Consider the following 7663-nt stretch of genomic DNA (forward strand, 5'->3'; position numbering starts at 1 on the left):
TTTAAACTCTTTAAAGAGACTAAGATACTAAGCTACTAAGATTTTAAAAAAGGGTTCAAATTTTACTTTGGACCCTTTTTGCTTTCCTGCAAGGTTTCCAAAACCTTGTAGGTATAAGTTCGTTTGTAACAATAGAAACACCTACTAGGTTTTGGAAACCTTGCAGGAGAGATCGAAAAAATCTTGTACTTTTTTTAACCTTTTTCAAATCCAGATTTGAAAAATCCCTTTGTAACTTTGCCTCTTTGCAACTTTGAACCTTAAAGAAAAAATGAAATACACAACATTACCCAACACCGATATAAAAGTTAGTAAAATCTGTCTCGGAACAATGACTTTCGGACAACAGAATACCGAAGCTGAAGGTCATGAGCAAATGGACTACGCTTTAGAAAGAGGAGTAAACTTTTTTGATACGGCTGAAATGTATTCGGTTCCGGCAAATGAGGCAACTTACGGAAGCACCGAAAAAATTATCGGGACTTGGTTTAAGAAATCAGGAAATAGAGATAAGGTTATTTTGGCCTCTAAAATCGCTGGCCCAAATCCGAATTTTGGATACATGCGCGAGAAACTGGATTTTTCGCCAACAAGCATTAAGTATGCAGTTGAAAACAGTTTAAAAAGACTGCAGACGGATTATATCGATTTGTACCAAATGCACTGGCCGGAAAGAAAAACGAACAATTTCGGACAGCGTGCTTTTCACGGACATGATGATGTTTGGGAAGATAACTTCAGAGAAATATTGGAAACTTTTGACGGATTAATCAAAGAAGGGAAAATCAAACATATTGGAGTTTCAAACGAAAATGCTTGGGGTATGATGCGTTTGTTGGAAGAAAGCAAATACAACAATCTGCCAAGAATCAAAACCGTTCAAAATCCGTATTCGTTATTGAATCGTTTGTTTGAAGTGAATTCTGCCGAAGTTTCAAAATACGAAAATGTTGGTTTGCTGGGATATTCACCTTTAGCCTTTGGAGTTTTGACTGGAAAATTCCTGACAGGAGAAAGTCACCCGAAAGCGAGAATTAACCTTTTTCCGCAATACAAACGTTACAATAGCGAACAATGTACACAAGCAACAAAACTGTATCAGGAAATCGCTAAAAAACATGGTTTAACGTTAACTCAATTGGCAATGGGATTTGTATTGCAACAGCCTTTCTTGACAAGTGCCATTATCGGAGCAACCACTTTGGAACAATTAAAAGAAAACATCGACACCATTGATGTGGTGCTTTCGAAACAAATTCTCGCCGAAATTGATGCGGTTCAGGCTATTATTCCTGATCCGGCTCCTTGATTTTTTTGCCACGAAGACACTAAGGCGCGACGTTTTTGTTGAAGCTTGTTGAATTTGCTCGCAATCCCGATAGTTATCGGAAGTAGAGTCGCAAAGTTTTTTAAATAGCCCCTAGCTTCAGCTAGGAGAACAAGATCGAAATCGAAAAGGGCTTCAGCCAAACTAGCAAAGTTTGGCTGAAGCCCTTTTCTTTGTATTTATATTTTCATCCAGCTAAAGCTGGACGTTATTGAATTTAAAAATTTAAACTTTGCGACTCTGTGTCTTTGCGAGATTAAAAACAAAAAATATTGTGTCTTAGTGCCTTTGTGGCAAAAATCAATAATACATCACCAAAAGGATTTTCTTTTTAGAATTGTCAATCGTTTTTTCGAGCGCGCCAAAAAATTTTTCATTTACCATTGGGCATCCGTAACTGTAGCAAATAGGATAAGGCTGTTCCTCAAAAGGTACTTTAGAATATTTGTGCAGTACAATATTTCGGTCAAAAGCATTGCTGTTTGTTTTATCAAGACCGTATAATTTATAGGCTTTTCCGAAACTTCCTGAATACGAACTGCCAATGGCATATTTGCCGAGCGAACTCGATTTAGAATCTTTTACGTTGCTGAATTTTAATTGCCCTTCAATATCCGTTTTAGAACCTATGCCATGCGCAACCAAACCTTTATCGATTATTGTATCATTTTTAAGATTGTAAACAAAAAAGCGGTTCTTTCCCGATTCAACCTTCATGTCAAGAAAAAAAGCAATTTCAGAATTGTACTTCGGTGTTTTTTTTAAGAAACCTTTCATTTCTGCAACGTGGCTTTTTAAATTTTCTTCATACGAATAAATCGCTTTTGTATTTTCATGCATTTTCTTTTTTTCCTTCTTATCTGTACAATTAAAACTCGTAAAGATTATGAAGCCAAATAACAAAAGACAGATTGCGTTTTTCATGTTTTGTAACAATTATTTTGATTTGATAAAGAAACACAAAGAAACATAGATTTGAAAGTAAAACTATGCTTCGATGTGCAGGAATAATGCTCCCCAATGCATTATTGCTAATTATTCTCAACAGTATATCCTTTAACCTTTGCAAAGGCTACCACAGAAGTATTTATGGCGTTGCCTAAATCATCTTGTTTTTTGGTTTTTTTGGCTTCATTGTCAATATATTCTTGGCGTTTCTTTGCCAAAACGCTGATTTCTTTCTGAATGGTTTCTCTTTCTTTTGATTTTGCCGCTACAATTGTTTTTATTTCGGCTTCCGATTTATTCTGTAGCTCAGCTGGCAGTTCGTCTTTTCTTATTTTAGAAATCGCATTGGCGTCATCTTTTGTTTTATCAACCAAGTCCCAGCTTTCATTTTTATAAGCGGCTTTAGATTTGCTCACTGCACGGGCAGTATAATTGGCGTTCGAAACTTTTTTGGCATTTTGATCCTGCATCACCTGATTCATTTTTTTCTCAGCGCCCTTTGCACCGTAATTAATGTAGGTTTTGTTCATTTTTTCATCGCATTTAGCAATTTCTTCATCATAAGGAGTTGCAATGTATTCTACGGCTCTATCGGAATCAATATTGAAATATTTTCCTTTTCCGTAATCAGCTCCGTCTTTCCAAAGTATTCTTATGCCTTCGGTTTTGTTGCCACAGAAAATAGTATTTACATAGATATCATTTTTCAAAGCATTGCTGATGGCTTCTTTATAATTGATTTTTCCCTGATTAAATTCTTCGTTTCCTGCTATGTAAATCAATTTCATGCTGTTTTTTTCTCCAGCCCATTTCAAATCTTTTACTGCATCTTGAATTACCGCACCGCAATATTCTTCGCCACCGTTTGTACGCAGGGCAAATAATTGTTCCGAAATCAAATCCAGATCAGTAGAAAGTGGCGTGATTTGTCGGATATAATTTGATTTTTCGCTCAAACCGCTATTTCCATACTCGTATAATGCTATTTCAATTTCAGGCGTTTTTCCTTCGTATTTTAAAGTGGTCAGTGTGTTTACGATATCCCATAATCTGGCTTTCGCCTGATCAATTAATCCGTCCATGCTGCTTGAAGTGTCCAGTAGAAGCGCAACCTGAATTTTGGTTGTCGATGCATCATCTGATTTTCCAATTTCTGTTTTCGGTTTTGGTTTTGCAGCAGATGAGTTACAAGCCGCAAATGATAAGGTCATTGCCAAAAATGCTGTTATAAAAAGATTTGATTTCATAATATTAGTTTTTAATTGGATGATTACAGATCAAACTTAGAAACAAAAAAGGCCTATTTTTCAGACAAAGGGTGAAACGGTGTTTTGACTTGGTGAAATGGTCTCAGCTTACTAAATTATCTGTTGAGTATAATTATTTTCAGCACATAGAAACATAGGTTTTGTAACTTAAAAAAGGCGTTTCACTTCATAATGATAAACATAGCTAGGTGAAAATCAAGATTTTTTTAAATCTATGTTTCCATATGTTAAATTAATTTTTGTGGAAATTGCGACTTAACAGGTTAGTTTTGTTTTGGTGCATTGATATTTAAAGTTTTTAAATCGCCATTTGGTGTAACCAGAATAAACTCTTTGTCTCCTTTTACAGTTTGTTTCTTTTCTCTGTTAATGACAATTTTTACTTCATATTGTACCTGAATAACCGGTTCTAAAACCGAGGGATTAAGGATAAAATCAAACTCTTTACCAAAAACCGGCTGATAATAAAGCGTAGTCGATTTGTTGGCTTGGTTAATATTTGAGTTTCTTTTTAAGTTTAAAGAAGAGCTGTTGTAAGCCTCGTAAGATTTATACATTTCTACTGGCAAGTTTACAACAAAATCATCAGCGATTCTTTTTTCTGCGTTTGTAAAGGTTTCGCCAAGTAGCAGTTCGTAGTTTTTTATTTTTTCCTGAATCAGCAGTTTGGCTTTGGTCATCATTTCTTTTTTGATGGTTTCCAAAGCATTTGAAAAGTAATCCACTCGCACCAAATCGTAAATTTCATTATTGGATAAAATGGAAATAAATTCATTTAACTGATTCGGATCGGAAAATTTAATGTGAATGTTTTTCTTCAATTCAAATCCAATCGGAACTTCATTATAGGTTTTTCGGCTGAATACTTTTTTTTCGACTTCATATTCATAAACCGGAACAAACGAAATCATATCGACAAACGTTTCAACGCCTTTTTTAAGTTTGATTTCGTTTAGCGCCTGAGTGATTCTTTGGTCCGATAATTCGTTGACTTCTTTGGTGGTTTTGCCCGTTTGGGTGATGCTGAAAATAGCGGTATAAGAATCTGCTTTAACATTGGCAAGCCCTTTTACGCTTGCAACTATTCCGTCGCTAGAAGGAAAATTGATGTTAATCGAGCTTTGTGCATTATACTGATTTTGATAATTCACATTTCCCGAAACTTGGGCAATTGTAAAATGCGAAACTAAAATGATTAAAAGAGATAAGAATAGTTTTTTCATGATTTTGATTTTTGATTCGGAAGCAAATGTATTGCAGGGAAAAACGTATTTTTGGCAGAATGGGTCAACAGGCCGTTTGACTTGGTAAAAGATATAGGATAGGAATCTGAAATTGGGTTACTTTACATTTTCTAAATTACTTATTGTGAAGCGTAATATTTTAATCGTTTTTAGTCTGTTTTTAGTAATGCTTTTTTTTCCGCAACGAATAAAAGCTCAATCTGCTCCTACGTCTAAGATTGAAAACAGCAAAAAAGCCAAAATGAATAAAGCGGCTGAAGATTTATCCAATGCAATTGATGAAAATGACGAATCTAAAATTGCACAGAATTATGAGAAACTGGCTAACGAGTTTCTGAATAAAGGCGATAATGCCAAGGCCGAAGATTATTTTAAAAGGGCTTTAAACAGTTATACTAAACTAAAACTGACAGAAGACAAAACCCGTGTTACCAGAAGTCTTGCCAAAACACAGGAAAATCAGAAAAACTTTGGCTCGGCGATTAAAAACTATGAAAGGGCTGGGTCTTTAACAAAAGACGCGGTTGAAGAAAAAATCAATTTGAATGATGCCAATCGTCTGAAAAATCAGTCCAATCCGGCAAGTCAGACAGATTTTGTCGATTCTAATATTGATTTACTGAAAAAGGAAAACAAAGCCGCAGAGGTGACCGATGCTTATGTGCAAAAAGCGCAGAATTCGCTGCAGTTAAAAGACAAAGAAGTAGCGATTGAAAGCTATAAAAAAGCATTAGTCTACGCCAAAGATAAACCTGAGGATGTGATTAAAATTAAAAATGAAATTGCCAAGGTTTATGCTGAGGACAATCAGTTTGATAAGGCGCTTGCTATTAATGAAAAGATACTTGCAGAAGCCAGGAAGAAAAATGATTATTCTACCGAAATAAAACAGCTGCAATCGCTTTCGTCTATTTATTTTGAAAAACAAGAACCCGAAAAGGCAATCTCATCCTTAAAAGAAGCCTATGATTTGTCTTTTCAAAAAGGCAATTCGGCCGAAGCTAAAAATAGTTTGTCTTCTTTGGTAAAATATTATAAAACCAAAGGACAGAATAAAGAAAGCATGGCTTTGTATGAGCAGTTTCTTGAAAATTTCGACAAACTCATTCATTCTGATACTACATTGATTGATGCGAAGACTTTTCAGATTACAGAAGAAAAAATCCGTCAGCTGGAAAAAGAAAAAATTCTGAAAGACGAACTGATTTCGAAGAAAAACAATTTCAATTATTTCCTGATTGGTTCGGTTGGTTTGTTGCTGCTTTTGTTTTTATTTATTGTGAAAGCTTTGTATTCCATTAAAATTAAAAATAAAGAAATCGCTTTGCAATCTTTGCGTCGTGAGATGAATCCGCATTTTATTTTTAACAGTCTGAATAGCGTCAACCAGTTTATTTCGGAAAATAAAGAATTGGAAGCCAATAAGTATTTGACGTCGTATTCAAACCTTATGCGCGATACGATGGAAAACTCCAATAAAGATTTTATTACCCTAGATAAAGAAGCCGAACAGCTCCAGAAATATTTGGCATTGGAGCATATGCGTTTTCAGGATAAGTTTGATTTCGAAATTTATGTGGATGAATCGCTCGATGCCGAAAGAGTTTTTGTTCCGAATATGATTTTACAGCCTCATCTTGAAAACGCCATCTGGCACGGATTACGCTATTTGGATAAGAAAGGTTTTTTGTCTTTACGATTTGATTATAAAAATGGAAAAATCATCGTAACGATTGAAGACAACGGAATTGGTTTAACCAAAAGCGGTGAACTTAAAACAAAAAACCAAAAAATATACGAATCTCGAGGTTTGAACAATACCAAAGAACGAATTGCACTTTTGAATGAATTGTATAAAAAGGAAATTACATTTAGAATTGTAGAAAAAGAAGGACTGGAATCTGGCACAATGGTTCAAATCGTTTTTCCATTAATTGATAAAATATGATGACGCTCCAAAAAATAAAAAGTGTAATTGTTGAAGATGAGCTCGCCGCGCGTGAAGTGCTCAAAAATTATTTGAGCAAATACTGTCCGCAGGTTGAGGTTATCGGAGAAGCACAGAACATCAAAGAAGCGGTTCCGTTGCTCCATGAACTGAAACCGCAATTGGTTTTTCTAGATGTCGAAATGCCTTTCGGAAATGCTTTTGATGTTTTGGAAGCTTGTAAAGATTTGCATTTTGAAACCATTTTTGTCACGGCTTTTTCGGAATATTCGCTTCGTGCTTTGAATCAGAGTGCGGCTTATTATCTTTTAAAGCCAATTAGTATTGAAGAATTGATTATTGCGGTTAATAAGGTTCAACATCAGATTATGAATCATGAAATCTTCAACAGAAATAAAATTATTGTTGAAAATTTCCACGAGCAGAAACCCGAAAAACAACAAGTCATTCTGCCAACACTCGAAGGTTTTGAAGTAGTAAAAATGGAAGAAATTGTACGTCTTCGCGGTAACGGCAATTTTACCGATTTGTATTTGAATAATGGAAGCAAAAAAATGGTATGCCGTTTTTTAAAACATTTTTCAGAAATTCTGCCATTGCCTTTTATGAGGGTACACAAATCGCATATTGTCAATATCAATTGCGTGAAATCGTACAACAAAGGCGGGATTGTGACGCTTAATGATGGTGCTGAAATTGAAGTTTCGCCAACTTATAAAGAAGAGTTCCTAAAGAGCTTTAAATAATTCGTTTCCTTTCCTGCAAGGTTTTCAAAACCTTGTAGGTATAAGTATGTAGAAGTAAAAAGTATAACACCTACAAGGTTTTGGAAACCTTGCAGGAAAAAAAAACTTCGCGCCGTAGGTAATAAGTATGTAGAAGTAAAAAGGATAACACCTACAAGGTTTTGGAAACCTTGCAGGAGAAA

At 35.0% G+C, this 7663-nt stretch carries 6 protein-coding genes; 3 read left to right on the plus strand and 3 right to left on the minus strand.

What is annotated here, in order from left to right:
* Positions 1-271 precede the first annotated feature (271 nt).
* Positions 272-1309: an aldo/keto reductase gene (locus E0W73_RS20455; RefSeq protein ID WP_135223904.1), complete on the plus strand. Its 1038-nt coding sequence runs from the start codon at positions 272-274 to the stop codon at positions 1307-1309.
* Positions 1310-1627: 318 nt separating this feature from the next.
* Here the strand turns inward: E0W73_RS20455 and E0W73_RS20460 are convergent, their stop codons facing one another.
* The 3 genes from E0W73_RS20460 to E0W73_RS20470 all read right to left on the minus strand — a co-directional run bounded on the left by E0W73_RS20460 (position 1628) and on the right by E0W73_RS20470 (position 4766).
* Positions 1628-2251, minus strand: a complete 624-nt coding sequence (locus E0W73_RS20460) for a murein L,D-transpeptidase catalytic domain-containing protein (RefSeq protein WP_135223905.1) — start codon at positions 2249-2251, stop codon at positions 1628-1630.
* Positions 2252-2358: 107 nt separating this feature from the next.
* A complete protein-coding gene (locus E0W73_RS20465) occupies positions 2359-3522 on the minus strand; it encodes a vWA domain-containing protein (RefSeq protein ID WP_135223906.1) in 1164 nt (387 codons plus the stop codon).
* Positions 3523-3806: 284 nt separating this feature from the next.
* Entirely contained in the window at positions 3807-4766 is a 960-nt protein-coding gene (locus E0W73_RS20470; protein ID WP_135223907.1) for an SIMPL domain-containing protein, read from the minus strand.
* A 145-nt stretch (positions 4767-4911) separates the two neighbouring features.
* Between E0W73_RS20470 and E0W73_RS20475 the strand changes: the two genes are divergently transcribed.
* A complete protein-coding gene (locus E0W73_RS20475) occupies positions 4912-6735 on the plus strand; it encodes a tetratricopeptide repeat-containing sensor histidine kinase (protein ID WP_135223908.1) in 1824 nt (607 codons plus the stop codon).
* A complete protein-coding gene (locus E0W73_RS20480) occupies positions 6732-7481 on the plus strand; it encodes a LytR/AlgR family response regulator transcription factor (protein WP_135223909.1) in 750 nt (249 codons plus the stop codon). The genes E0W73_RS20475 and E0W73_RS20480 overlap by 4 nt, the downstream gene beginning before the upstream one ends.
* Positions 7482-7663 lie beyond the last annotated feature (182 nt).

The sequence above is a fragment of the Flavobacterium foetidum genome, assembly GCF_004634245.1.
GTDB lineage: Bacteria > Bacteroidota > Bacteroidia > Flavobacteriales > Flavobacteriaceae > Flavobacterium > Flavobacterium foetidum.

Bases quoted from the DNA above. Each gene is read 5' to 3' on its own strand.
- E0W73_RS20480 (WP_135223909.1), top strand. From the start codon at position 6,732: ATGATGACGCTCCAAAAAATAAAAAGTGTAATTGTTGAAGATGAGCTC.
- E0W73_RS20455 (WP_135223904.1), top strand. From the start codon at position 272: ATGAAATACACAACATTACCCAACACCGATATAAAAGTTAGTAAAATC.
- E0W73_RS20470 (WP_135223907.1), bottom strand. From the start codon at position 4,766: ATGAAAAAACTATTCTTATCTCTTTTAATCATTTTAGTTTCGCATTTT.
- E0W73_RS20465 (WP_135223906.1), bottom strand. From the start codon at position 3,522: ATGAAATCAAATCTTTTTATAACAGCATTTTTGGCAATGACCTTATCA.
- E0W73_RS20460 (WP_135223905.1), bottom strand. From the start codon at position 2,251: ATGAAAAACGCAATCTGTCTTTTGTTATTTGGCTTCATAATCTTTACG.